Origin of the sequence: Serratia montpellierensis, assembly GCF_020858655.1 — a bacterium.
Taxonomy (GTDB): Bacteria; Pseudomonadota; Gammaproteobacteria; order Enterobacterales; family Enterobacteriaceae; genus Serratia; species Serratia montpellierensis.
Window position 1 is genome coordinate 298,509 of the sequence record NZ_VOSN01000018.1, and the last position, 25,126, is coordinate 323,634.

The 25,126-nt window shown below is 62.4% G+C and carries 21 protein-coding genes; 11 read left to right on the plus strand and 10 right to left on the minus strand.

The annotated features are described in order from the left end of the window. Window positions 1–23: 23 nt before the first annotated feature. Window positions 24–1,496: a mannitol dehydrogenase family protein gene (locus tag FUU19_RS19765; protein ID WP_197834685.1), complete on the minus strand. Its 1,473-nt coding sequence runs from the start codon at window positions 1,494–1,496 to the stop codon at window positions 24–26. Between the two features lie 293 nt (window positions 1,497–1,789). Here FUU19_RS19765 and uxuA point away from each other — a divergent pair, with 293 nt between their 5' ends. Beyond that, window positions 1,790–2,980: a mannonate dehydratase gene (gene uxuA, locus FUU19_RS19770; protein ID WP_197834686.1), complete on the plus strand. Its 1,191-nt coding sequence runs from the start codon at window positions 1,790–1,792 to the stop codon at window positions 2,978–2,980. 43 nt (window positions 2,981–3,023) lie between these two features. Here the strand turns inward: uxuA and yeiP are convergent, their stop codons facing one another. Together yeiP and mtr are read right to left on the minus strand one after the other, a co-directional pair. After that, entirely contained in the window at window positions 3,024–3,596 is a 573-nt protein-coding gene (gene yeiP, locus FUU19_RS19775; RefSeq protein WP_004935725.1) for an elongation factor P-like protein YeiP, read from the minus strand. A 126-nt stretch (window positions 3,597–3,722) separates the two neighbouring features. Next, window positions 3,723–4,967 carry a tryptophan permease gene (gene mtr, locus FUU19_RS19780; RefSeq protein WP_025303548.1) on the minus strand — a complete coding sequence of 415 codons (1,245 nt, stop codon included), beginning with the start codon at window positions 4,965–4,967 and terminating at the stop codon, window positions 3,723–3,725. A gap of 263 nt (window positions 4,968–5,230) precedes the next feature. Between mtr and FUU19_RS19785 the strand changes: the two genes are divergently transcribed. Continuing rightward, a complete protein-coding gene (locus FUU19_RS19785) occupies window positions 5,231–5,485 on the plus strand; it encodes a YkgJ family cysteine cluster protein (protein ID WP_019453627.1) in 255 nt (84 codons plus the stop codon). Here FUU19_RS19785 and FUU19_RS19790 read toward each other — a convergent pair. From FUU19_RS19790 to FUU19_RS19805, 4 genes are all read right to left on the minus strand, one after another. Continuing rightward, the gene (locus tag FUU19_RS19790) at window positions 5,482–6,657 is read right to left on the minus strand and encodes a sugar efflux transporter (RefSeq protein ID WP_230490689.1); all 1,176 of its coding nucleotides are present in this window, start codon (window positions 6,655–6,657) and stop codon (window positions 5,482–5,484) included. The genes FUU19_RS19785 and FUU19_RS19790 overlap by 4 nt on opposite strands. A gap of 861 nt (window positions 6,658–7,518) precedes the next feature. Next, window positions 7,519–9,993: a trimethylamine-N-oxide reductase TorA gene (torA, locus tag FUU19_RS19795; RefSeq protein ID WP_230490690.1), complete on the minus strand. Its 2,475-nt coding sequence runs from the start codon at window positions 9,991–9,993 to the stop codon at window positions 7,519–7,521. A 12-nt stretch (window positions 9,994–10,005) separates the two neighbouring features. Next, the gene (locus FUU19_RS19800) at window positions 10,006–11,166 is read right to left on the minus strand and encodes a NapC/NirT family cytochrome c (protein ID WP_141967705.1); all 1,161 of its coding nucleotides are present in this window, start codon (window positions 11,164–11,166) and stop codon (window positions 10,006–10,008) included. 233 nt (window positions 11,167–11,399) lie between these two features. Further along, a complete protein-coding gene (locus tag FUU19_RS19805; protein WP_230490691.1) occupies window positions 11,400–11,822 on the minus strand; it encodes a nucleotide triphosphate diphosphatase NUDT15 in 423 nt (140 codons plus the stop codon). Window positions 11,823–12,069: 247 nt separating this feature from the next. On the opposite strand from FUU19_RS19805, the gene fruB reads away from it, so the two are divergent. The 4 genes from fruB (at window position 12,070) to FUU19_RS19825 (ending at window position 16,593) form a co-directional block, all read left to right on the plus strand. After that, window positions 12,070–13,203 (plus strand): fused PTS fructose transporter subunit IIA/HPr protein, encoded by a 1,134-nt coding sequence (gene fruB, locus FUU19_RS19810; RefSeq protein ID WP_230507324.1) that lies wholly within the window; start codon window positions 12,070–12,072, stop codon window positions 13,201–13,203. Then, window positions 13,200–14,141, plus strand: coding sequence for a 1-phosphofructokinase (fruK, locus tag FUU19_RS19815; protein WP_230507326.1), 942 nt, complete (start codon window positions 13,200–13,202; stop codon window positions 14,139–14,141). Before fruB ends, fruK begins: the two co-directional genes overlap by 4 nt. An 11-nt stretch (window positions 14,142–14,152) precedes the next feature. Continuing rightward, the gene (gene fruA / locus FUU19_RS19820) at window positions 14,153–15,838 is read left to right on the plus strand and encodes a PTS fructose transporter subunit IIBC (protein ID WP_230490692.1); all 1,686 of its coding nucleotides are present in this window, start codon (window positions 14,153–14,155) and stop codon (window positions 15,836–15,838) included. Window positions 15,839–15,999: 161 nt separating this feature from the next. Beyond that, on the plus strand, window positions 16,000–16,593 hold the full coding sequence (locus FUU19_RS19825; RefSeq protein WP_202669867.1) for a DJ-1/PfpI family protein: 594 nt from the start codon (window positions 16,000–16,002) through the stop codon (window positions 16,591–16,593). A gap of 19 nt (window positions 16,594–16,612) precedes the next feature. Here FUU19_RS19825 and nfo read toward each other — a convergent pair whose 3' ends face one another. Then, window positions 16,613–17,452 (minus strand): deoxyribonuclease IV, encoded by an 840-nt coding sequence (gene nfo / locus FUU19_RS19830; RefSeq protein WP_230490693.1) that lies wholly within the window; start codon window positions 17,450–17,452, stop codon window positions 16,613–16,615. Window positions 17,453–17,550: 98 nt separating this feature from the next. After that, entirely contained in the window at window positions 17,551–18,624 is a 1,074-nt protein-coding gene (locus tag FUU19_RS19835) for a YeiH family protein (protein WP_025303538.1), read from the minus strand. Between the two features lie 193 nt (window positions 18,625–18,817). Here FUU19_RS19835 and FUU19_RS19840 point away from each other — a divergent pair, with 193 nt between their 5' ends. The 3 genes from FUU19_RS19840 (at window position 18,818) to FUU19_RS19850 (ending at window position 21,674) form a co-directional block, all read left to right on the plus strand. Continuing rightward, window positions 18,818–19,015, plus strand: coding sequence for a hypothetical protein (locus FUU19_RS19840; protein ID WP_025303537.1), 198 nt, complete (start codon window positions 18,818–18,820; stop codon window positions 19,013–19,015). Between the two features lie 95 nt (window positions 19,016–19,110). Continuing rightward, window positions 19,111–19,977, plus strand: a complete 867-nt coding sequence (yieE, locus tag FUU19_RS19845; protein ID WP_230490694.1) for a DNA-binding transcriptional regulator YeiE — start codon at window positions 19,111–19,113, stop codon at window positions 19,975–19,977. A gap of 218 nt (window positions 19,978–20,195) precedes the next feature. Beyond that, window positions 20,196–21,674 (plus strand): amino acid permease, encoded by a 1,479-nt coding sequence (locus FUU19_RS19850; RefSeq protein ID WP_063989303.1) that lies wholly within the window; start codon window positions 20,196–20,198, stop codon window positions 21,672–21,674. Between the two features lie 44 nt (window positions 21,675–21,718). On the opposite strand, the gene FUU19_RS19855 is transcribed toward FUU19_RS19850, so the two are convergent. Beyond that, window positions 21,719–22,819: a GGDEF domain-containing protein gene (locus FUU19_RS19855; protein WP_230490695.1), complete on the minus strand. Its 1,101-nt coding sequence runs from the start codon at window positions 22,817–22,819 to the stop codon at window positions 21,719–21,721. Between the two features lie 364 nt (window positions 22,820–23,183). Here FUU19_RS19855 and FUU19_RS19860 point away from each other — a divergent pair, with 364 nt between their 5' ends. Next, window positions 23,184–24,266: a FecCD family ABC transporter permease gene (locus tag FUU19_RS19860; RefSeq protein WP_230490696.1), complete on the plus strand. Its 1,083-nt coding sequence runs from the start codon at window positions 23,184–23,186 to the stop codon at window positions 24,264–24,266. Further along, window positions 24,263–25,051, plus strand: coding sequence for an ABC transporter ATP-binding protein (locus FUU19_RS19865; RefSeq protein ID WP_141967719.1), 789 nt, complete (start codon window positions 24,263–24,265; stop codon window positions 25,049–25,051). Before FUU19_RS19860 ends, FUU19_RS19865 begins: the two co-directional genes overlap by 4 nt. Window positions 25,052–25,126: the final 75 nt, after the last annotated feature.

Here is a 25,126-nt window from a genome sequence, read left to right on the forward strand (position 1 = left end):
TTATTCTCACTCCTGCAGGCTCCTCACCGCATCACCCACTCCTTCACCGTTTCACGCGCCCCGCGATCGCGCAGCGACAAATAGGCTTGCGTCACCGTTTCTATAAACGCCGCATGCGCCGCCAGCGTTTCGCCGAACACCGATTTCAGCGCCAACAGCGCCGTTACGCGCCGCCGATCGTCCGGCGTGGCGGCGATAGTCTGTTGCAGCACGTCTGCCAGCGGATCGCGAATGTCGATCGGCTGACCGGCGTCATCGACGCCGCCGACGTAACGCATCCAGCCCGCCACGCCCAGCGCCAGCCCGCTATAGTCGCCGCCGTGCCGCAGATGCCAGCGAACGGCGTCCAGCAGGCGCTGCGGCAGCTTCTGCGAGCCGTCCATGGCGATCTGCCAGGTGAGGTGTTGCAGCGCGGGGTTGCTGAAGCGTGCGATAAGCTGTGTGGCGTAGTCGGGCAGGCTGATGCCGGTGACGCTCAGCGTCGGGGCCTGTTCGTCCAGCATCAACCGCAGGGCTGCGCGGCGGTAGTGCTCATCCGCCATGCACTCGTTGATGTAACGGTAGCCGCCCAGGTAGCCGAGATAAGCCAGGAATGAGTGGCTGCCGTTCAGCATGCGCAGCTTCATGTGTTCAAACGGCAGCACATCGCTGACCAGTTGGACGCCGGCCTGCTCCCACGCTGGGCGTCCGGCGGCGAAGTTGTCTTCCACCACCCATTGGATGAAGGGTTCGCAGGCGATGGCGCATTCGTCGCGCACGCCGCCCAGCGCGGCGGCAATCTCATCCAGCGTGGCCGGCGTGGCGGCCGGCACGATGCGATCCACCATGGTGCAGGGGAAGGTGGCGGCGGTGGCGATCCAGTCGGCGAGCGCTGGATCCCGCACCTGCGCCAGATCGAGCACCGCCCGGCGTAGCACGTGGCCGTTCTCCGGAATATTGTCGCAAGAGAGCAGGGAGAAGGCGGGCAGGCCGCGTTCGCGCCGCAGCCGCAGCGCTTCCACCAAAATGCCGGGCACGGTCTGCGGCTGGTGCGGCCACGCCAGATCGGCGACGATCCCCGAATGCTGTCGATCCAGCCGTCCGCTGCCGGGCTCGATGCAATAGCCTTTTTCGGTGATGGTCATCGAGACGATCGCCACCTGCGGCTCGGCCAGTTTCTCCAGCACCGCGGCAATGCCTTCGAGCTTGCGATGCAGGCTTTCATGCACCGCACCGACCACGATGGCCTGATGGCCGTCTGCGCCTTTCTCCAGCACGCTGTACAGATGATCCTGCTGCCGTAGCGCCTCAAACAGCGGCACGCCGCCGGAAAGACTGATTTCGCAAATGCCCCAATCGCCGCCGTGGGCGTTCAGCACCCGATCGGTCAGCAGCGCCTGATGCGCGCGGTGAAACGCGCCGAAGCCAAGGTGCACGATGCGGCTGCGCAGGGCCCGGCGGTCATAGTCCGGCTGCCGGACGGTGCTCGGCAGCGGGGTGTTGGCGATCGTTTTCATCTCATCTCCAAAACGGGTAAGACAGCTGGCGGGCCACTTGCGCCAAGTTAGCAGACCAGTTTTCCGCCGCGCAGGCAGGGTGGCACCGGTGATAAAAAACTGCGACCAGTGTAAGGATGTCGGCCAGCCAAAGGAATTGGTCAGTCCAAAATAAGCCAGAATCGTGAAGTGGATCAACCAATGAGGGGTTCGGTTTTGACAGCGCAGGGCGAAAGAGTACCTTAAAGATAACTGACATCTAAATTAAACTGGTATAACAGCATCGCGGTGCGAGACAGGCATAAGGACAAAACATGGAACAAACATGGCGTTGGTATGGCCCGAACGATCCGGTTTCTTTGGATGATGTGCGTCAGGCTGGGGCGACCGGAGTCGTGACGGCGCTGCATCATATCGCGAACGGCGAAGTCTGGCCGATCGACGAAATCCGCGCGCGGCAGGCGCTATTGGCGGAAAAGGGGCTGGTGTGGTCGGTGGTGGAGAGCGTGCCGGTGCATGAGGAGATCAAAACCCACAGCGGGGACTGGCAGCGGCATATCGCCCATTACCAGCAGACGCTGCGCAACCTGGCGGCCTGCGGCATCGATACCGTCTGCTACAACTTCATGCCGATCCTCGACTGGACGCGTACCGATCTGGCCTATTTGCTGCCGGACGGCGCCAAGGCGCTGCGTTTCGATCAGATCGCCTTCGCCGCGTTCGAGCTGCATATCCTGCAGCGCGCCGGCGCTGAGGCGGACTATACGCCGCAAGAGCGCAGCCAGGCGGCGGCCTATTTCGCCGCCATGAGCGAGGAGGAGAAGGCCACGCTGACCGGCAATATCATCGCCGGGCTGCCGGGAGCGGAAGAGGGCTACACGCTGGAGCAGTTCCGCCGCCGCTTGGCGGAATATGACGGCATCGATAAGGCGCAACTGCGCGAAAACATGGCGGTCTTTCTGCGTGCCATCGTGCCGGTGGCGGAAGAGGCCGGCATCCGGCTGGCGGTGCACCCGGACGATCCGCCGCGGCCGATCCTCGGCCTGCCGCGCATCGTCTCCACGATTGAAGACATGCAGTGGCTGAAGCAGACCGTCGACAGCATTTATAACGGTTTCACCCTGTGCACCGGTTCATACGGCGTGCGCGCCGACAACGATCTGGTGCGGATGATTGAAACCTTCGGCGATCGCATTCACTTTACCCACCTGCGCGCCACCTGCCGCGAGGAGAACCCGAAAAGCTTCCACGAGGGGGCGCACCTGCAGGGCGATGTGGACATGGTGGCGGTGATCGAAGCGATCCTGACCGAAGAGCTGCGTCGGCAGCGGGCCGGCGATCGGCGGCCGATCCCGATGCGCCCCGATCATGGGCATCAGATGCTGGACGACTTGAAAAAGAAAACCAATCCGGGCTATTCGGCCATCGGGCGGTTGAAAGGGCTGGCGGAGTTGCGCGGCGTCGAGCTGGCGCTCAAGCGGCGCTTTTTCCCGGCGTTGCCGTAGCGGAAAATGAAACGGGGCCGAGCATCGGCCCCGTTGGCGTCGACTAGTCGGCGCGGCTCATGTAGCGGCGTTCGGCGATATGAATGCGAATTTTGTCGCCGGCGCTGAGGTATTCCGGCACGTGGATCACCAGACCGGTCGCCATGGTGGCCGGTTTGTTGCGGGCGCTGGCGGAGGCGCCTTTGATGCCCGGCGCGGTCTCGACGATTTCCATATCTACGGTCTGCGGCAGCTCCAGCGCCAGCACCTGACCATCCAGCGTCAGCACCTGCATGCCCGGCAGGCCGCCTTCCGGAATGAACAGCAGCTCGTCTTCGATCTGGTCTTTCTTGAAGATGTACGGCGTGTAATCCTCGTCATCCATGAACACGTATTCTTCGCCGTCGATATAGGAGAAGTTCACCTTGCGGCGCGACAGGGAAATGGTGTCCAGGATATCGTCGCCCTTGAAGCGTTCTTCCACTTTCAGGCCGGTGCGCACGTCGGAGAAGCGCATTTTGTACAGGGTGCTGGCGCCGCGGGCGCTCGGGCTCTGCACGTCGATATCTTTTACCAGCAGCAGCTTGCCGTTGTAGCTGATCGCCATGCCGCGCTTAATTTCGTTAGCTCTTGCCATTTCAATTCATCCGCAATGAAGAGTATTAGAGAAGTTGCGACAAGGTACTCGCGCCGCCGATTTCAGGCAATAGCCCGGCGTAAAAACAGTGCGGGAAAGGGAGAGCAGGCGCTCTCCCTTCGAGGATTAGTGGAAGACCGGCAGCAGACCGAACAGCGACAGAATATGTGCGGCGGCGTTGATCAAGCCGAACAGGATGACGAACAGGATCACGCCGTTGCCGCCCGGTGCGCGGTAACCCGCCTGCGGATAGCGGCGGCGGCTGGCGCGCGCCATCAGCGCCGGCACGATCACTGCCCAAATGGTGGCCGCCAGCCCGGCGAAGCCGATGGCGTACAGGAAACCGTTCGGGAACAGCAGCGCGGCCAGGGTCGGCGGCACAAAGGTCACCAGTGCGGTCTTGCTGCGCCCGACGGCGTCGTCCTTGAACTTGCAGAAGTCCGCCAGGTAGTCGAACAGGCCCAGCGACACGCCGAGGAACGAGCTGGCCAGCGCCATATAGGAGAAGGCGTTCAGCAGTTGGCTGACGGTCTGGCTGCTGGAGACGTTGCCCATTTGCTTGAGCAGGCTGCCGATATTGCCGCCTTCGGCGATCACCTGCTTAAAGGCGTCGCGCGCGATATTGCCCTGAATCACATACTGCCACAGGATGTAGATAGCCAATGCCAGCAGGGTGCCGTACACCAGGCTGCGCACCACGGAGCTGCTGTCCTTGTGGTAGTACTTCACCAGCCCGGGAATGTTGCCGTGGTAGCCGAACGAGGTCAGCAGGTAAGGCAGCGCCGCTAGGGCGTAAGGCAGATAGCTGGCCTGGTCATCGCCGGTGTTGAACAGCACCGCGGGCTGCACGTGGGTGAACATGTCGCCCACGGACATCACGAAGGTGATCACCATGCCGCCGATCAGAATGGTGCTCAGGCGGTCGACCGCGCGGGTGGAGAGCCAGACGATAAACGCCACGACCAGAGCGAAGACCAGGCCGGCGGTGGTCTGGCCGACGCCGACGATGCCCTCCAGCGTATGCGCGATAATCGAGCCGCCGGCGGAAATATAGGCGTAGGTCAGGATGTAGAGTACGAACGCCACCGACAGGCCGTTCACGGCGTTCCAGCCCTTACCCAGCAGATCCTTGACCATGGTGTTGAAGCTGGCGCCGCTCGGGTAGTGCAGCGTGGCTTCGAGGATCATCAAGCCAGAAAGCAACATGCAGGCCCAGGTATACACCAGCAGCGCGACGGAGCCGCTGAACCAGACACCGGAAGTGACGATCGGAATGGAAAACATGCCGGCGCCAACGGCGGTTCCGGCAATGATCATCGCGCCGCCGAGGACGGAAGGGCGGGCCAGCTTCTGGATGGTGTCCGTAGACATGCGTGCTCCTGATGGAAGAGGTTCTTTTGTACTAGCTCAATGGTACATGGGTGCATGGCGCATGTAAAGCGGGGTAATTGCACGTTTCACGCATTTTCGCGTTTAAATAAAGGTTTGTTGAGCGTTTATTCGCCATGGGATGAGCCGGCCGGCGCAGGGCGATGAGTGTAAAGATCGCAGGGGCGCAGGGATTCTGCTGGCGGCCACCGCGCGCGGCTGCTATTGTCGCGCTTCTTTTCCCCAGCCCACCAGGAGTAGCGCTGATGGACTGTCGCAGCGACTGCGGCGCCTGCTGTATCGCGCCGTCAATATCCAGCCCGATCCCCGGCATGCCGAACGGCAAGCCCGCCAATACCCGCTGCATTCATCTGGATGAACAACTGCGCTGCGGCCTGTTTCATTCGCCGCTGCGGCCGAAAGTGTGCGGCAGCCTGCAGCCGAGCCGCGATATGTGCCACGATCACCGCGATCAGGCGCTGATCTACCTCGCCAGACTGGAAGCGGACACCGCGCCCTAAACTTCCCTCAGCTTCCACAGACACAGCGTCGCACCTGCCGCCATCGCCAGCGCGGCGTAAAATACCGCATGGTAGTTCCAGATTTCCGCCACCGCACCGGCGATGGCGCCGGCAATGACCCAGCCGACCCGAATGGTGTTGGTGAACAGCGTGGTGGCCGTGCCGGCCTGGCCGGGCATCAAATCCTGAAAGTAGAGCATGCCGATCCCCGCCAGCACGCCGATAAACGCCGCATTCAGCAGCTGCAGGGCGATGAGTTGCCAACTGCCGGTGATAAACAGCAGGCCGCAATAGAACAATACGCCGGCGACGGCGGCGCCGCGCATCAAACAACGCTTGCCGCAGCGTTTCGCCACCAGACCGGCGATCAGCATGATCGGGATTTCCAGCCCGGCGGCGGTGCCCATCAGCACGCCGACCAGCCGCTCCGGCAGCCGCAGTTCGTGCACCATATACAGCGGCATGTTGATCAGGTACATGCTGTTGGCGGTCCACATCAAGGTGCTGGCGCCAAACAGCAGCAGCGCATCGCGGCGATGCTGGCGCGGTGCGGCCAGGGGCGCACTCGCCGCGGCAGTTTTCGGCATGGAAGGCAGCCGTTTCCACACCAGCAGGCCGCACAGCACAAAGGCCGCCGCGCCCGCCAGATACATGGCCTTGAAGCCGAAGCCCAGCGCCAGCGCGAAGGCGATCGGCGGGCCAATGACCCAGGCGAGCGAGACCTGGGCGCGCATGATGGAGGTGAACATGACCGCCTCGCGGCCGGTGCGATCGGCGTGTTCGCGCGCCAGAGCGAACATTTGCGGGTTAGCGGTGGAACCGAAGCTGGTGAGCAGTACGCCGACGAGCAGCAGCAGGTAATAGTTGCGGCTCCAGGCGAACAGCGTGAACCCCAGCGCCCCCAGCATACAGCAGAGGAAGATCAGTGATTTGCGGTCGCCTTTTTTATCCGAGCGGCCGGCGAGAAACTGGCTGACCAGAATGCCGATCACCGCGCTGCCGGTAAAGAACAGCCCAACCAGCGCCGGCCGCACCTTGACTTCGGTTTCCAAAAACAGGCTCAGCGTCGGGGTTTGCAACGCACCGGCGATGCCGGTCAGGAACGCCACCGCCAAAAAGGCCAGCGAAGTGAGATCGGGCGTGCGTCGCGTTACTGCGGATGAAGTCGGCATGGCGGTTGAGAATTCGTCGAAAAAGGGAGGTCGCGCGCATCATACGCCCGTTGAAAAGAAACGCAAACCGCTATCCATTGGCGCAGGGTAAGCGAATATGTCGCGCGGCGACGTGAAAAAAGGGGCGCGTTGCGCCTAATGCCGGTCACTTAAGCCTGACTGGTATTTTTTATCCAGTCTCTTTACGTGACGTGCAGGATGAATTGCCGTAAATCCCCCGAATTTCTCTGTTACTACAATGAACGGCAATTGGAGGGGCCGAAGGCGCGGCCCCTCCACCCGCGCCCTTGCTTAACACCGTCTGTCCGCTGTGCGGATGCCCTCGCCGCGTCTGCATTGTCGGGCGGGTCGGCTGCGACAAACATCCCTGTTAGTCTCGCCTCAACCGGCCTTCCCTGGCCGGTTGCCCCTGACAACGCCGTCTTGCTCGGCAGCCGGTGATGCGCGCCTAAGGTCAACACCCGAGCTGGCAGCTACCGGGCAACCTGTCCCTTATGAGGTTATGGCAGAGAAGAGAAATCGGAGATGAGCACGGTATTGGACGCCCTTGAAGACGCCGAACGCAGGCATGGCGCATTAGGAGAAACCGCCATGGACGGCGGTTTCAGGTGAGACAGGCAGGGACGCCTGTCGCAACCGGCCTCAATGCGGTATGGCGGAGGGAGGGGAGTTGGCAAAGCCAACCGTCTGATAGGGCAAAGGCGCGGGTTGCCAGGGGCCGCGCCTTCGGCCCCTGGCTCGGTCGAGGTGCTGGAGCCTCATGATGCACCTCTCATTTATCGACCGAAAACGACTCGAGTACTTCAAAAAAACGCTAACTGACCAGCATTACGCGTTGCGCCCCCCTTGCTTGCCGGTAAATCAGGCGCCTTGCGGCACCGCGTGCGCGGTATTTTTCAGCGCCGGCCCCTGATATTTCTCGATCTGCAGCTGCGCCATCTGCCCGCAGTTGCCCTGCGCCAGGCTGGAAGAGCCGATATCAAAGGTCAGGCAGTTGACGTTGCCGTTCTTGCACAGCGAGCCGGGCTGCGCCGGATCGGCCGGATCGAACCAGGCGCCTTCGCTGATGCGCACCACGCCAGGCCGCACGTCTTCGCTGACCACCGCGCCCACCAGGATCTGGCCGCGATCGTTGAACGCCCGCACCAGATCGCCGCCGCTGATGCCGCGCGGCTGCGCGTCCTGCGGGTGGATCAGGATCGCTTCACGATCCGCTACCGCGTATTTCTCGCGCAGCGGCGTGTTGTCGAGCTGAGAATGCAGCCGGTTGGTCGGGTGGGCGGTATTGAGCGACAGCGGATATTTGGCCGCTTCCGGTCCGCGGTACCACTCGTGCGGTGGCATCCAGGTCGGGATGCCGGGGCAATCCGCATAATGCATTTTGGCAATCGCATCGGAGTAGATTTCAATCTTGCCCGACGGCGTGCCCAGCGGGTTCAGCAGCGGGTTGTCACGATAATCGGCGAAGCGCACCCACTGCGTGTTGGCCTCCGGCACCGGGAAGCGCACGTAGTTGTTGGATTGCCAGAACATGTCGAACGGCGGCAGCGCCACCCGCGCGGCGCGAGCCTGGTTCTTCATGTCGTCGTACATGCCTTTCAGCCACTGGGTTTCGTCCTTGCCCTCGGTAAAGGCTTCCTGTACGCCCAGCCTGGCCGCCATCGCCGAGAAGATGTCGAAGTCGCTGCGCGACTCGTGCTGCGGCGGCACGCATTGATGCATCGGGAACACGTAGAGCTGCGAATAGTCGCCCCCCATCTCCAGATCGTTGCGCTCGTAGCTGGTGGTGGCCGGCAGCACGATGTCGGCATGCTTGGCGGTGGCGGTCCAGTAAGGCTCGTTGACCACGATGGTGTCCGGCCGCTGCCAGGCTTTGACCAGGTTATTGGTGTCCTGATGCTGGTGGAAGGTGTTGCCGCCCGCCACATACACCATTTTCACCTCAGGGTAGGTGACCTTGGCACCGTTGAAGTCGATGGTTTTGCCCGGGTTGCTCAGGCATTCGGCGATGCGCGCCACCGGGATCGGCGCCGGGGAGTTCTTCGGCGCGTTGCCGGCGGAGATGCCGGCGATGATGCCGCCCTTGGCGGTCGGGCTGCCGCCGGAGGAATAGTGGTAGCTGAAGCCGAAGCCGCCGCCCGGCAGGCCGATCTGGCCGAGCATCGCCGCCACCGTCACCAGCAGCCAGTGCTGCTGTTCGCCGTGGTGCTGGCGCTGAATGCCCCAGCCGCCCATGATCATGGTGCGATGCTTCGCCATCTCGCGCGCCAGACCGCGCAGCGTGTCGGCATCGACGCCGCTGATGTCGGCCGCCCATTCGGCGGTTTTCGCCACGCCGTCGCTCTCGCCCAGCAGGTAGGCCTGGAACTTGTCGAAGCCGACGGTGTAGGTTTTCAGGAAGTCTGGGTTATGCAGCCTCTCGGTCAGCAGCGTGTGGGCGATGCCGATCAGCATGGCGCCGTCGGTATAAGGACGCGGGGCGATCCACTGCGCATTGACGAACTTGGCGCTGTCGCTGTGCACCGGATCGATGCTGATCACCCGGGTGCCTTTCTTCTTCAACGCCTCGAAGCCGGTCTGGCCGACGTGATCCGGCACGTTCCAGCTGTTTTTCAGCGTGACCATCGGGTTGCAGCCCCACAGGATCACCAGCTCGCTGTTCTCGATCACGTTCGGCCAGGCGGTCTGCTGTTCGTAGACCTCCATTGAGCCGACCACGTGCGACATGATCACCTGTGCCGCGCCGGTGGAGTAGTCGCCGGCGTAGCCGAGGAAACCGCCGGTCAGGTTCATCAGGCGCTGCAGCAGCGTGCGGCTGTTGTGCAGCATGCCGACGCTTTTCCAGCCGTAGGAACCGGCGTAGATCGACTGCGGCCCGTAATCTTTTTGCAGGCGAGTGATCTCATTGCACACCAGCTCGGTCGCTTTGTCCCAGCTGACGCGCACCCACTCGTCACGGCCGCGCAGCTCGGTGCGGCTGCCGGGGCCGCCTTCCAGCCAGCTTTTACGCACCATCGGGTATTTGATGCGGTTCTCGGCGTGCACCTGATAAGGCGCCATGGTGATCAGCTCATTGGGATACGGATCGTCCTGCACCGGCTGCACGCCGACCATCTTGCCGTCCTGCACGATGGCCTCAAACGCGCCCCAGTGGGCGCCGGTCAGGATGCCTTTTTGCGCCTGACGCAAGACGATGAACTGCGGCAGCGCTTCGCTGATGGCCTGCGCCAGCGCCGCTTTGGGCCATAAGCCTGCCAGCAGCGGGGCGGTGGCCAGCGCGGCGGCGCCGGTCAGGAAGCGGCGGCGGCTCATTGTTAACGGTTGTTGGTTGCTCATTGCGCTTCTCCCTTAAAGCTTGGCCGGTGCGGCAGGTGGCATGTCGCTGGCGTGTTTTTGTACGTATTGTGTCAGCACGCGCAGCTGTTCCTGCGTCAGCGAGGTGCGCGGCGCCATGCCTTTGATGACGCCGATCCATTGGTTGGCGTTGAAGCGATCGAGCGCGGTCAGCCCGTGGCAGCCGGTACAGTTGGCCGACATCATGTCCGCGGCGTAACGCCAGATTTTTTGCTGGTCGTCGATCAACTGTTTACGCGGCAACCACACTTGCAAAGAGACCTGATGCCAGACCAGACCGGTTTCCGCATCGGTCTGGGTGGATGCGGTCTTCAGCTGTTTGCGCGCGTCTTCACCCAGCAGCACGCTGAGGATGCGTTTGCCCTGCGCGGCGTAGAACACTTCGCTGACCCCGTCCTGCTGCCAGCCGCTCACGGTGGCCAGCACCTTGTCGCCCTCCTGCTTCACCACCTGCACTTCGGTGGATGGCATCAGGTTGCCGGCGTTATGGCTGTCGTCCGCGCTGAGGAAGAACGGCTCGGTGGCGATGGTGTAGAGGGTGGTGGCGTCCGGGGCGGTCAACGCCGCGGCCTTCGCCAGCTCGGCGGCGCCGGCCTGGGTTTCGCCGCTCATGTCCGGCAGGATGTGGGCCACGCCCTTATGGCAGTCGATGCAGGTCTCGCCCTGTTTGATCGCCACCGGGTGCTGCAGGCGCGCCTCAGGGCGCTGGGCGGTGATCTCCATGGCGTCGTAGCTGTGGCAGGAGCGGCAGGTGGCCGAGTCGTTCTCTTTCAGCGTCTTCCAGACCGACTGCGCCATCGCCAGCTTGTGCGCTTCGTATTTTTCCGGAGTGTCGATGGTGCCGACCATTTCGCCGTAAATGTCTTTCACCGCGCGGATTTTGGTCCACAGGTAATCGATCGGCTGATGGGGGACGTGGCAGTCGGCGCACTCGGCGCGGATGCCTTTGGTGTTCTGGAAGTGGACGCTGCCCTGATATTCGGCCAGCGGTTGTTGCATGGTGTGGCAGGAAACGCAGAAGGCGGTATCGCTGGTTTTATGGAATACGGTGGCGGTCCCGGCCAACAGCGCCGCGCCGAGGATAATCCCCAGCAGCAAAAGCCATAGCCATCCCCACCGGCGCTTTTTTTCAAAGCCAGTCAGTTTTTTGCTCATGGTAAACCCGCTTATAATTATGAATTTAAAATAAAATCTTGCCAAAAGGCCACCGACCGAAGGTCAGAATGCCACGTCGATTGCAGGGGTAATAATAGAAGAGGGTTAACCCCATAGGGTTATCCGTAGTCAAAAAAATGGCGTATATCGCAAAAAATAGCGTTATGTTCTAAATTATATAGCGGTGGGGCGGTGCAGCAGGGAAAGCGAGCGCAGCACGCGCTCGCGATGGGTCAGGCCGTGGGCAGATAGGCCTGGCCGCTCAACCACAGGTGGATGGCGGTGAGGCTGGCTTCGAAATGCGGTTCCGGCAGGGCGTCCGGCGCGCACCAGCGCCACTCGGCGCATTTTTCGGGTTCTTTCAGCTCGGCGTTGCCACCGGGGTGATCCACCTGCAGGCAGATGGACACCGTGTGTTTGCCTTCGGCGCGCCAGGTTTGCAGATTGTTGCTGACGCCAACGAAGCGCGGCGGAGCGATGAGCAACCCGGTTTCTTCGGCGATTTCGCGCTGGGCGCACTGCTCGAAGGTTTCGCCGGCATCCAGATGCCCGCCGGGGATAGACCAAAAGGGCGCATGGGAGCCGCAGCGTTTGCCCAACAAAATCTCACCTTGTGGGTTGACGATGATCACCCCGACGCCCGTCACTACGTTCATGCTTTTCTCCGTCAGCAAAGTTTCAGCACAGTATGTCATTTTGCCCTGGCGCTGACCAATGCGCCGGCAAAAGTGTGCGTAAGCTCAAAAATCTGCAATGGCGAAAGGGAGAAAACTTGCTTTCACCTTGCGCTGCTTACACACTCCTTGAAACGTTTCAGCGTTATCCGGCCGCTTGTGGCCAGCGGGTAGCGCTCCTTTTTCCCAATGAGGCTGAAACGATTCAATTCAGCAGGAGAGGAGAATCATGTTCCAGTTGTCACCGCAAGACATTCATCTGGGCGCCGCTGCCGCCGGTAAGCAGGAGGCCATCCGTCAGGTGGCCGCCGCCCTGACCGACGCCGGCTGCGGCGCCCAGGGTTACGTGGACGGCATGTTGCAGCGCGAACTGCAGACGTCCACCTACCTGGGCAACGGCATCGCCATTCCGCACGGCACCACCGATACCCGCGATCTGGTGTTGAAAACCGGCGTGCAGGTGTTCCAGTTCCCGCAGGGCATTGCGTGGGGCGAAGGCCAAACCGCCTATGTGGCGATCGGCATCGCCGCCCGTTCCGACGAGCATTTGGCGCTGCTGCGCCAGCTCACGCACGTGCTGAGTGATGACAGCGTGGCGGAGCGGCTGGCGAAAACCACCTCCGCGGAAGAGCTGCGCAGCTTGCTGATGGGCGAACAGCAGAGCGCCGAATTCCAGTTCGACGTTTCGCTGATTACGCTCGATGTCGCGGCCGACAGCCTGATGACGCTGCAGGCGCTGAACGCCGGCCGGTTGCAAAAGGCCGGCGCGGTCAACGCGCAGTTCGTCAGCGATGTCATCACCCGCAAGCCGCTGAACCTGGGGCAAGGCATCTGGCTGAGCGACAGCGTCGAAGGCAACCTGGCCAGCGCGGCTACCGTCAGCCGCCCGGCGCAGGCTTTCGTGGAAGACGGCGAGCCGGTGGCGCTGCTGCTGACGGTGTCGGTTGCCGACGCGCAGCCGCTGGCGGTGCTCAACTACCTCAGCGACCTGCTGCTGACCAACAAAGCTGAACGCTTGCTGAAAGCGGATGCCGCCGGGGTGCTGGCGCTGCTGACCAGCGAAGTGGCCGAGGAGAGCAGCGTGCTGAGCGCCGAATTCGTGATCCGCAACGAGCATGGTCTGCACGCGCGGCCGGGCACGGCGTTGGTCAACGTGATCAAAAGTTTCAACAGCGACATCACCGTCACTAACCTGGACGGCAGCGGCAAGCCGGCCAACGGGCGCAGCCTGATGAAGGTGGTGGCGCTGGGCGTGAAGAAAGGGCATCACCTGCGCTTTACCGCCAATGGAGAAGATGCTGAAGCCGCGCTGAAGGCGATTGGCGAAGCGATTAATGAAGGACTGGGCGAGGGCGCAGCATGAGCAGAAGAGTAGCAACAATCACCCTGAACCCGGCGTACGATCTGGTGGGTTTCTGCCCGCAGATCGAGCGCCGGGAAGTCAACCGGGTAAAAACCGCCGGCCTGCACGCCGCCGGTAAGGGCATCAACGTCGCCAAAGTGTTGAAGGATTTGGGCATCGACGTCACCGTCGGCGGTTTCCTGGGCAAAGACAATCAGGACGGTTTCCAGCTGCTGTTCAGCGATCTGGGGATCGCCAACCGCTTCCAGGTGGTGCCGGGCCGCACCCGCATCAACGTCAAGCTGACGGAAAAAGACGGTGAAGTGACCGACTTCAACTTCTCCGGTTTTGAAGTGACGCCGCAGGACTGGGATCGCTTCGTCAGCGACTCGCTGAGCTGGCTGGGCCAGTTCGACATGGTGGCAGTGAGCGGCAGCCTGCCGGCCGGCGTCGATCCCGATGCCTTTACCGACTGGATGACCCAGCTGCGCGCCAAGTGCCCGTGCATCATTTTCGACAGCAGCCGCGAAGCGCTGGTCGCCGGGCTGAAGGCCTCGCCGTGGCTGGTGAAGCCGAACCGCCGCGAGCTGGAAATCTGGGCCGGCCGCCCGCTGCCGACGCTGGCGGACGTGGTCGACGCAGCGCATGCGCTGCGCGAACAGGGCATCGCCCACGTGGTGATCTCCCTCGGCGCGGAAGGCGCGCTGTGGGTTAACGCGTCCGGCGCCTGGATCGCCAAACCGCCGTCCTGTGAGGTGGTCAGCACCGTGGGCGCCGGCGATTCGATGGTCGGGGGCCTGATTTACGGCCTGCTGATGCGCGAATCCAGTGAACATACCCTGCGTCTGGCCACGGCGGTCGCGGCGCTGGCGGTCAGCCAGAGCAACGTCGGCGTGACCGATCGTCCCCAGTTGGCCGCGATGATGGCGCGCGTCGATCTGAAACCTTTCAATCAATAGCAGGAGGCAGAATGAAAACGCTGCTGATGGTAGACAGTTCGCTGGGGCAGGCCCGTGGCCACCTGGCGAAACGCATGCTGGAGGCTGCCGCGGCCAAAACCGGCCTGACGCTGGTCGAGTCGCTGCAGGACGCCGAACTGGTGGCGGTGGCGGGGCAGTCTGCCCCTGCTGACGCCGGGCTGAACGGCAAATTGGTGTATGTGGGCGACGTAGAGCAGGCGGTGCGGGAACCGGACGCTTTTCTGGCGCGTGCCAAGGCCGAAGCTGAAACCTATCAGGCGCCGCAGGCGGCGGCACCGGTGAAAGCCGATGGGCAAAAACGCATCGTGGCGATCACCGCTTGCCCAACCGGCGTGGCGCACACCTTTATGGCGGCCGAAGCCATTGAAAGCGAAGCCAAAAAACGCGGCTGGTGGGTGAAAGTGGAAACACGCGGCTCCGTCGGCGCCGGCAATGCCATCACCCCGGAAGAAGTGGCGGCGGCGGATCTGGTGATCGTCGCGGCGGACATCGAGGTGGATCTGGACAAGTTTGCCGGTAAGCCGATGTATCGTACTTCCACCGGTCTGGCGCTGAAGAAAACCGCCCAGGAACTGGACAAGGCGCTGGCCGAGGCGGAGGTGTTCCAGCCGCAGCAGCGCGGTAGCGCGGCGCCGGCGGCGAAAAAGAAAGAGGGCAGCGGCCCGTATCGCCACCTGCTGACCGGCGTGTCCTACATGCTACCGATGGTGGTGGCCGGCGGTCTGTGCATCGCGCTGTCGTTCGTGTTCGGCATCAAGGCGTTTGAAGTCAAAGGTACGTTGGCGGCGGCGCTGATGCAGATCGGCGGCGGCTCCGCCTTTGCGCTGATGGTGCCGGTGTTGGCCGGTTTCATCGCCTTCTCCATCGCGGATCGTCCGGGCCTGACGCCGGGCCTGATCGGCGGCATGTTGGCGGTGAGCACCGGCGCCGGGTTCCTCGGCGGCATCATCGCCGGCTTCCTGGCGGGTTATGTCGCCAAGGCGATCAGCGGCAAGCTGCGCCTGCCGCAAAGTATGGAAGCGCTGAAGCCAATCCTGATCATTCCGCTGGTCGCCAGCTTGATCACCGGCCTCATCATGATTTACGTGGTCGGCACGCCGGTGGCGAAAATCATGGAAGGTCTGACCCATTGGCTGCAATCGCTGGGCACCGCCAACGCCGTACTGCTGGGGGCAATCCTCGGCGGCATGATGTGTACCGACATGGGCGGCCCGGTGAACAAAGCGGCCTACGCGTTCGGCGTCGCGCTGCTCAGTTCCTCGGTGTATGCGCCGATGGCGGCGATCATGGCGGCGGGCATGGTGCCACCGCTGGCGATGGGTCTGGCGACGCTGCTGGCGCGCCGCAAGTTCCCGAAATCCGAACAGGAAGGCGGCAAGGCGGCGTTGGTGCTGGGGCTGTGCTTCATCACCGAAGGGGCGATTCCGTTCGCCGCCCGCGACCCGATGCGCGTGCTGCCGTGCTGCATTGCCGGCGGGGCGCTGACCGGCGCGCTGTCGATGGCCTTCGGCGCCAAACTGATGGCACCGCACGGCGGGCTGTTCGTGCTGCTGATCCCGGGCGCGATTTCGCCGGTGTTGCTGTACCTGGTGGCGATCGCCGCCGGTACGCTGCTGGCGGGCGTAGCTTATGCCCTGCTGAAACGTGCTGAGGTACCGGTTACCGCCGCGGCGTAAGGCTCGTCGATAACGCAAAACGCGCAGCCTCGAGCTGCGCGTTTTTGTTTGTGCCTTAGGCAGTTAGCACGATTTACCCCTAGCCAAAAGTCACAACGCTTTCTAAGCTGATGGCGCGACTTTGTTCATGCGAACAAGAAATGACTCAAGGAGATTCATCCGTGGCTAAAAAAGTGGCGATCGTACTGGCATCCGGTTTCGCCGATTGGGAATACGCGCTGATTGCCGGCGTTGGCGGCCCGTTTTATGGGCTGGAGGTGGCGTTTTTTGCGCCGCAGGCCGGAACGTTTCGCTCACAGGGCGGGCTGACGGTAGAGGTTGAAAAAGGCGTGGCCGAATTGGCGGATTGGCGCCCCGAGGTACTGGTGGTGGTCGGCGGCACCCTTTGGGAAACCGAACGGGCACCGGATATCAGCGCGTTGCTCAACGAGCAGTTTCAACGCGGCGCAACCCTGGCGGGCATTTGCGGCGGGACATTGGCGTTGGCGCGGGCCGGCCTGTTGAACGGTAGGGCACATACTTCCAACGCTGCCGAGTTCTTGACGCGCCATGTTGAGGGCTACACCGGGCAGCGCCATTTCGCGACGAGCGCCGCCGCCGTCGTGGATGACCGTGTCATTACGGCACCGGGCTCGGCGCCGGTCAGCTTTACCACCGCGGTGTTTAGGGCGGCGGGCCTGGATGAAGAGACGCTGCGTCCGTTCAGCGCCATGCTGGCGGCGGAGCACACGGTGGGGGAAACCGCTCGCGCATAGGCGAGCGGCCAAGGGAGGGTTACTGCTGTGCTTTCAGCCAGGCGATCTCTTCCGCCCAGATATCCGGGTTTACCGTTTCCAGAATCAGCGGAATATTGTCGAAGCGCGGATCGCGCATGATGTAGCTGAACACCGTTTTGCCGATGTTGCCTTCCCCCAGGCTGTGGTGGCGGTCGACGCGGCTGTTGAACTCGCTCTTGGCGTCGTTCAGGTGCATGCCGCGCAGGTAGTTGAAGCCGACGATGTCGCCCAACTGCTTGAAAGTGCGCTCGCATTCTTCTTCGGTACGCAGATCGTACCCGGCGGCGAAGGCGTGGCAGGTGTCGATGCAAACGCCGACGCGGCTCTTATCTTCCACGCCGTCGATGATCGCCGCCAGGTGTTCGAATTTGAAGCCCAGGTTGCTGCCCTGGCCGGCGGTGTTCTCGATCACCGCCGTCACGCCGGCGGTTTTATCCAGCGCGATGTTGATCGATTCGGCGATGCGCGCCAGGCACTTGTTTTCATCGATTTGCAGCAGGTGGCTGCCGGGATGGAAGTTCAGCAGCGTCAGCCCCAGCTGTTCGCAGCGCTGCAGCTCGTCGATAAACGCCTCGCGCGATTTTTCCAATGCTTCGGCCACCGGGTGGCCCAGATTGATCAGGTAGCTGTCGTGCGGCAGGATCTGCCCCGGCCCGAAGCCGTACTGGGCACATGCGCTCTTGAACTTATCGATCACGTCGGCGGCCAGCGGTGCGGCCTTCCATTGACGCTGATTTTTGGTGAACAGGGCGAACGCGGTCGCCTCCAATTCGTGCGCGCGGGTAACCGCCTGATCCACGCCGCCTGACGCGCTGACATGTGCACCGACAAACTTCATCTTCATTCTCCTGTGTTATCGGTGACATTATGGCATTGATGGCGGGCGGATTGAATGGCGAAAAGCGGCGGCCCGCCGAAGCGGGCCGCCGAGGGGGATTACAGCAGGTGTTGCACCAGTTGGTTTATCGCGCCGCCGCCGACCAGCAGCCAGACGAACAGCAGCGTGGCCAACAGAATCGGTTTCATCCCGGCCTGGCGCACGGCGCTGATGTGAGTGGTCAGCCCCAGTGCCGCCATCGCCATCGCCAGCATCCAGGTGTCGGCGGTGATCAGATGGCGCACCAGCGTGGCCGGCAGCAGGTTGAAAGAGTTCAGCCCGGCGACGGCGATAAACAGCACGGCAAACCACGGAATGGTGATGGCAGATTTTTCCGCCTTGCCTGCGCTGCCGCGGCTGATGTAGCCCGACAGCAGCAGCAGGAACGGCGCCAGCATCATCACGCGGATCATCTTGGCGATCACTGCCGCATTTTCGGCGTCAGGCCCGATGGCGTGCCCGGCGGCGACCACCTGAGCCACTTCGTGGATGGTGGAACCGGCGTAGATGCCGAAGGTTTCCTGGCTGAACGGCAGCCACTGGAAGTGTTCATTCAACTGATACAGCCAGGGGTAAACGAAGATAGCCAGGGTGCCGAATACCACCACGGTCGAGACCGCTACCGCCACTTTGCTGGAATCGGCCTTGAGCACCGGCTCGGTGGCCATTACCGCCGCCGCGCCGCAAATGCTGCTGCCGGCGCCGATCAGTATCGCGGTCTGGCTGTCGATGCCGAACACTTTCTTGCCGAGCCAACAGGCCAGCAGGAAGGTGGTGATCAGGGTCAGCGCGTCGATGATGATGCCGCTGGCGCCCACGTCGGCGATCTGCTGAAAGGTCAGCCGGAAGCCGTAAAGGATAATCCCCAAACGCAGCAGGCGCTGTTTGGCTAACTGCACGCCGCTGTGACAAACGGTTTGCCAGCGGGGGTACAGCGTGTTGCCCACCAGAATGCCGAGCAGGATCGCCAGCGTCAGCGCTCCCAGCCCCAGCTCCGCCACCCAGGGAATGTCGCCGGCCCAGACGGCCAGCGCAGTGAGCGCGCCGGTCAGTACCAGCCCCGGCACCAGGCGCGGCAGGCCGAACAGCGGAAAGCGTCGCTCGGGATAAGTGTGAGTGGTATCAGTCGCCATAAAAGTCAGTCCTTCAGTCTGTTTCTTGCTGCTAAGAGTACGTTTGGGCTGAATAAAAGAGAAATTGATTATATATTTATAACCTATCTGAATAAGTGGTATTGAGCCAGGCATTGGCATAAAGCCGCATTGCGGCTAGGGTGAGGAGGAGCGGCAAGCCGCCGTCAACTTTCCAACTGAACAGGAGCAGGCGATGGATACCGACGATCAACGCAGAGAGCAGATAGATCAAGAAGTGGGGCGCGCGGTGCGGCGTTTGATTGAAGAAAACAAGGCGGTCGATCGCGATCACCTGGTGGCGATGCTGCAATTAATACAGCGGGACGAAACCGGCACGCCGCGCGAGGCGGTGCTGGCCGCGGCGGCGCAGCTGGTCGCCTTGGGCAGGTAGCGCGCCGAATTGGCCGCAAACAGGGTAGCCTCGCCGGGCTACCCACTTCATTTTGTGGTTCTCTTGCAGAACCCTTTTTCAATACCGGGACGGCTATGCATATCACGTTGCGTCAACTGGAAGTCTTCACCGAAGTGCTGAAAAGCGGTTCGACCACTCAGGCCTCGGTGGTGCTGGCGCTGTCGCAGTCGGCGGTCAGCGCGGCGCTGGCGGATCTGGAGGGGCAGCTGGGCGTGCAGCTGTTTGACCGCGTCGGCAAACGGCTGGTGATCAACGAGCACGGCCGATTGTTGTATCCCAAGGCGCTGGCGCTGCTGGAGCAGGCGGGGGAGATCGAGCAGCTGTTTCGTCATGACGGCGGGGCGTTGCGCATCGCCGCCAGCAGCACCATCGGCAACTACATGCTGCCGGAGATGATCGCCCGTTACCGCCGTGACTTTCCGGCCACGCCGCTGGAGCTGAACGTTGGCAACAGCCAGGACGTGATCGTGGCGGTGGCGGATTTCCGCGTCGATCTGGGGCTGATCGAAGGGCCTTGCCATATGCCGGAGCTGGTGACGCAGCCGTGGCTGGAGGATGAGCTGGTGGTGTTCGCCGCGCCGAACAATCCTTTGACCCGCCAGCCGCCGACGCTGGAGGCGTTGGCCAATGCCTCGTGGATCCTGCGCGAGCGCGGTTCGGGCACCCGCGAGGTGCTGGATCATCTGCTGTTGGCGCACCTGCCGCACTTCCAGCTGGTGATGGAGCTCGGCAACTCGGAGGCTATCAAGCACGCGGTGCGGCACGGTATCGGCATCAGCTGCCTGTCGCGGCGGGTGGTAGCGGAACAGTTGGCCAGCGGCGCACTGGTGGAACTGCCGGTACCGCTGCCGCCGCTGCGGCGCACCCTGTACCTGATCCGCCATCGGCAAAAGCACATTTCCAACGCATTGCAGCGTTTTCTCAGCTATTGCGCGCTGTAATCGACAGCGCGTCACACCCTCTGCTGCCGCGCAGGCCCGAAAAAGCATAAAAACCTGCGCGCGCTCACATTAATGAGAGTAAGTAAGGCCATAAGGGCCGCGGCTAATAATTGCCTCTGAATTATGAAGCTATCTTATATCAGTGCAATGTTGCTAGTTCACCGGCGGGTATTTGTTACAATCCGCCCTCATTTTTTCAAAGAGCAGATAGGGTACGAATGGCTCAGCAGGATATAAAAACATCGGGGCAGCAAGCACCCGGATTGCGCCGCGAGCTGAAAGCCCGGCATTTGACCATGATCGCCATCGGCGGCTCCATCGGCACCGGCCTGTTCGTGGCCTCGGGGGCCACGGTTTCTCAGGCAGGCCCCGGCGGGGCGCTGTTGTCTTACGCTCTGATCGGTTTGATGGTGTACTTCCTGATGACCAGCCTGGGCGAGCTGGCGGCCTTTATGCCGGTCTCCGGTTCATTCTCCACTTACGGCGCCAAATACGTGGAAGAAGGCTTCGGCTTCGCGCTGGGCTGGAACTACTGGTACAACTGGGCGGTGACCATCGCCGTTGACCTGGTGGCCTCGCAGTTGGTGATGAACTATTGGTTCCCGGACACCCCAGGTTGGATCTGGAGCGCCCTGTTCCTCGGCCTGATGTTCCTGCTGAACTACATTTCGGTGAAAGGGTTCGGCGAGGCGGAATACTGGTTCGCGTTGATCAAGGTCAGCACCGTGATTATCTTCATCGCCGTCGGCGTGTTGATGATCGTCGGCATTCTGAAGGGCGGCGAGCACGCCGGCTGGCAGAACTGGACGGTAGGAGACGCACCGTTTGCCGGAGGCTTCTCGGCGATGATCGGCGTGGCCATGATCGTCGGCTTCTCGTTCCAGGGCACTGAGCTCATCGGCATCGCGGCCGGCGAATCGGAGAATCCGGGTAAAAACATCCCGCGCGCAGTGCGTCAGGTGTTCTGGCGTATCCTGCTGTTCTATATCTTCGCCATTCTGATCATCAGCCTGATCATTCCGTACACCGATCCGAGCCTGCTGCGCAACGACGTGAAAGACATCAGCGTCAGCCCGTTCACCCTGGTGTTCCAGCACGCCGGGCTGTTGTCGGCGGCGGCGGTCATGAACGCGGTGATCCTGACGGCGGTGCTGTCGGCCGGTAACTCGGGCATGTACGCATCGACCCGCATGTTGTACACCCTGGCGTCGGAAGGCAAGGCGCCGCGGATTTTCGCCAAGCTGTCGAAAGGCGGCGTGCCGCGTAACGCGCTGTATGCGACCTGCGTGGTGGCCGGCCTGTGCTTCCTGACGTCGATGTTCGGCAACCAGTCGGTTTACCTGTGGCTGCTGAATACCTCGGGCATGACCGGTTTCATCGCCTGGTTGGGCATCGCCATCAGCCACTATCGCTTCCGTCGCGGTTACATGCTGCAGGGGCGCGATCTGAACGACTTGCCGTACCGTTCCGGGTTCTTCCCGCTGGGGCCGATCTTCGCCTTCGTGCTGTGCCTGATCATTACCCTGGGCCAGAACTACCAGGCCTTCCTGCAAGACAAGATCGACTGGTACGGCGTGACCGCGACCTACATCGGCATTCCGCTGTTCCTGCTGATCTGGTTTGGTTACAAGCTGTCGCGCGGCACCCGCGTCGTGAAGTACAGCGAAATGGAATTCCCGAAGATGGACGTGAAGTAATTTTCGGAGAGTGAGACGCGGCGGGGGTTCCCGCCGCGTGTAGTTTACTTTTTCCCGCCTTTGGCTTCCGCCAGCGCCTGCTGCGCCGAGCTCATCAAATCTTCCACCGTCGCATAGTCCTGCGTCAGCGCCAAAATGCCGGCGTTGAGCTGCATGTTCACCTCGCCGAACGCGCCAAAATCGTAGGGCGCCTCCAGCGGCGGCACGATGCGCGCCAGGAACTCGCTTTCCGCGCCGTAGGGCAGATCGTGCACCAGAATCAAAAACAGGCCGCCGGTGTAGCGGCAGACGTAGTCGCTGGGGCGGATCAGCGTCTTGAGGCGTTCGCCGACGGTGCGCAGCACGTCATCGCCAATCTGGACGCCGTGGCTTTGGTAGAGCGCTGCCAACGGACCGAACTCAAGAATGAACAGGTGCGAGATCGTCTGCGCCGCTGCGGGGCGGCAGATGCTGCGCATCACCACCTCGCCGCCCGCTCGGTTGAGGAAGCCGGTCAGGCGATCGCGGTGCGACGCCTGCTGCTTCTCCCAAGCCAGCGTGACGTGCTGTACCCGCTGACGGTGGTAGCGCGCGATCATGCCATGGGCCAGCACCAGCCACAGCGGCGCGAGGTCCGCCAGGACAAACAGATTTTGCACGCGCGACAGCGGTGCCGCCAGCAGGTAAGGCAGCGTCAGCGCGATCACCTCAAGCAGCGCGAAGCGCGGCGCGGCGGCGTGGCGCTGCATCAACCAGCAGGCCAGGGCGGTGATGGTGAGGCCGGCGAACAGGATTAAAACGAAGCGGCCCGACAGCATCGCCAGCGCGGCGCTGGCGCCGACCAGCAGCATCCACAGCAACACCGCCACCAGCATGGCGTCCGGCCAGGCGGGTTGACGCCGGCGCGCCAGCCAGGCTCGCCCGGCGGTCAACAGCAGCAGGAGCAACAACAGACCGATGCCGAGCGGCCGCTGGCCCAGCCAGGCGTACCCCACCAACAGCGCGGCCGGCCCTGCGGCATTCAGCCAGGGGGTGAGAGGAGAGGGCGTCAGCGTGAGACGCAGCTGGCGTTGAAACGGCTCGTCATCGGCCTGCAGCGGGCTGTATAACAGCCAGTTCAGCAGCGCCGGGCGTTTGGGCGTTACCGCCGGAGATGGACTTCTCATTACTGCCTCGTCAATAAGGCCGCTCTTGCGGCGGCCTGAAGTTTTTTTGCACGCGCGGTGCTGTGATTTTGGATTCTATGTGGTTTTGCCGTTATTTGTCAGAGTCTGGTCGGATCAGGAATAATTTTCAGAATAATTAACCTAATGGCCGTTGGCGGGGGGGAACGCGGCGGTTTGAAAAATGGCGATAAAAAACAAATTATTACATTTAGACAACGCCGTTTTCACCTATTGATATGATTGATAAGTATTATCGTTTGTTTTATTGTTAACGGCTGTGCGCAGGCTGCTGCCGCACACTTTCCGGTTCACGGCGGCCGCTTTCGCGCCGCTGTCATGATGGTTGCAACAGGTATCTTAACTAATGAGCGTATCCACCGATCCCATGACTGACGCCAAGGGGAAACCCGACGCCGGCGTGATGGGGCGCTATCAGCATATTCTTCGCCATCGCCTGTTGATGATGGGCGTGTTGGCACTGGCAATCCTGGGCTCGCTGCTGCTGGATTTCACCATGGGGCCGTCCGGCCTGTCGTTGTCATCCTTATGGCAAACGCTGCTTGACCCCGCCGCGGCCGATGCCGGCACGCGGGTGATCGTCTGGGACATCCGCTTGCCTTACGCGCTGATGGCGGTGGTGGTGGGCTTTGCGCTCGGCCTGGCCGGGGCAGAAATGCAGACCATCCTGAATAATCCGCTGGCCAGCCCCTTTACTCTCGGGGTGTCTTCCGCCGCGGCCTTTGGCGCCGCGCTGGCTATTGTGCTCGGCATCGGCATTCCGGGCATTCCCGATCAGTGGTTCATCTCCGCCAACGCTTTTATCTTCGCGCTGTTCGCCGCGCTGATGCTCGACGGCATCACGCGCTGGACGCGGGTCGCCACCTCCGGCGTGGTGCTGTTCGGCATCGCGCTGGTGTTTACCTTCAATGCGCTGGTATCGATGATGCAGTTCATCGCCAGCGAGGACACGCTGCAGGGGTTGGTGTTCTGGACCATGGGCAGCCTGGCGCGCGCCTCGTGGGACAAGCTGGGCATTCTGTTCGGGGTGTTCGCCGTGCTGCTGCCGCTGTCGATGATGAGCTCGTGGAAACTGACCGCGCTGCGCCTGGGCGAAGACCGGGCGGTGAGCTTCGGCATCGACGTGCGCCGCCTGCGGCTGACCACGCTGCTGCGCATCAGCATACTCTCGGCGCTGGCGGTGGCGTTCGTCGGGCCGATCGGCTTTATCGGCCTGGTGGCGCCGCACATCGCCCGCATGATCTTCGGCGAAGATCACCGTTTCTATCTGCCGGCCAGTGCGCTGATCGGCGCGCTGGTGCTGTCGATGGCCTCGGTGGCCTCGAAAAACCTGGTGCCTGGGGTGATTATTCCGGTGGGCATCGTCACGTCGCTGGTCGGGGTGCCGTTCTTCCTGAGCATTATTCTGCGCCATCGGGGGAACGTATGACCCAGGGATTACGGATAGAAAACTTCTCGGCGGGCTACCCGAAGCGCCAGGTGATCGACGATCTCTCGGTGCCGATGTTGCCGCGCGGGCAAATTACCGTACTGCTGGGGCCGAACGGCAGCGGCAAATCGACGCTGCTGCGCTCGCTGGCCGGGCTGAACCCGGCGCAGGGCAAGCTGTGGCTGGACGACGGCGATCTGATGCAGATGCCGTTCGCCCGTCGGGCGGAGAAAGTGGTGTATCTGCCGCAGTCGCTGCCCGCCGGGGTGCATCTGCACGTGCTGGAGTCGATTATCGTGGCGCAGCGCGCTTCGGGCGGCCGCAGTAACGCCGGCAGCGAAGCGGAAGTGATGGCCTTGCTGGAACAGCTGGGCATCGCCCACCTGGCGCTGAGCTACCTCGATCAACTGTCCGGCGGCCAGAAACAGCTGGTGGGATTGGCGCAGTCGCTGATCCGTCAGCCGTCGCTGCTGCTGCTGGATGAACCGCTGAGCGCGCTCGATCTCAACTATCAGTTCCACGTGATGGATTTGGTGCGCCGCGAAACCCGCAAGCGCAATATCGTGACGGTGGTGGTGGTGCATGACATCAACATCGCACTGCGCCACGGCGACCACGTGCTGATGCTGCAGGATGGCGATCTGATCGCCGACGGCGCGCCGGATCAGGTGATTACGCCGCAGAGCCTGGCGCGGGTCTACGGCGTGCGCGGGCGCATCGAACGCTGCTCGCAGGGCACGCCGCAGGTGCTGATAGACGGCCTGGTAAACCAGCCGACGATTTAACCCAAGAAAAAGCCCGGCATCGCCGCAATGCCGCTCACTTAAGCCTGAGTGGCATTTTTTTATCCAGCCTCTGGG